The organism is Streptomyces chiangmaiensis (assembly GCF_036281785.1).
Taxonomy (GTDB): Bacteria; Actinomycetota; Actinomycetes; order Streptomycetales; family Streptomycetaceae; genus Streptomyces; species Streptomyces chiangmaiensis.
In genome coordinates this window covers 1-947 of record NZ_JAYWVC010000637.1, presented here as the reverse complement: position 1 = coordinate 947, position 947 = coordinate 1, and the positions used below count along the sequence as shown (strand labels likewise).

The window sequence follows — 947 nt, the reverse complement described above, 5'->3', positions numbered from 1 at the left end:
GGGCAGACCCCGGCCCAGGACGCGAGGTGCTTGGCGGAGGCGAACCGGGCCATGTCCCCGTCGGTCTCCGCGATGATCACCTCGGCGGTGGCCTGGTTGATGCCGGGGATGGTGTCGAGCAGGTCGAGGGCGCCTCGAAAGGGGGCCATCGCCTCCTCGATCCGCCCGGTGACCTGGTCGATCATGGCGGTGAGCCGGTCGTACTGGTCCAGATACAGACGGACCAGGAACGCATGGTGCTCGCGGAACCGCCCGGTCAGGGCCTCAGTCAGCTCAGGGATCTTGTTACGGAGCTTTCCCTTGGCCAGCTCCGCCAGGACCTGCGGGTCGCGCTCTGCGGCGATAAGGGCTTCGAGCATGGCCTGGCCGGAGACACCCATGATGTCTGAGGCGACCGCGGAGAGCTTGATGCCGGTGTCTTCCAGCAGTTTCTCCAGGCGTTGGACCACACGGCCGCGTTCGCGGGTGATGGTGGTGCGGGCCCGGGTCAGGTCCCGCAACTCACGCACCGGCTGAGGCGGGACGAACGAAGGGCGGACCAGGCCGTGGGCGCCGAGCTGGGCCAGCCAGGCTGCATCCGAGACATCGGTCTCGCGGCCGGGCAGGTTCTTGACCTGCCGGGCGTTGACCAGGATCACGTTCAAGTCCTCGGCCAGCACGTAGTAGTAGGGCTTCCAGTAGTCCGACGTCGCCTCGATCACCACCAGCGTCACCTGCGCGGCGCGCAGGTGATCCCGCAGGGCGAGCACTGCGTTCGTCGTCGACCCCCAGGTGGTCGTCTCGGTCGTGAACGACCCCCGGCGCTTCGTACTCGGCGTCCGGATGCACGCCTTCGCGTCCTTCTTGCTGATGTCCACGCCCGCGCAGCGTTCATGCAGCACGTCCACGGCCCGCTCCTTCCATCCGTGAAGGGCCAGGAGGAACGCCGTCCCGGGAGGGCCAGGGTG

General features: G+C 68.1%; 1 protein-coding gene. It reads right to left on the bottom strand.

Translation table 11 applies throughout. The annotated features are described in order from the left end of the window. A partial coding sequence (locus tag VXC91_RS46110; protein WP_329513289.1) for an IS110 family RNA-guided transposase occupies window positions 1–887 on the bottom strand: 887 nt, incomplete at its 3' end. Window positions 888–947 lie beyond the last annotated feature (60 nt).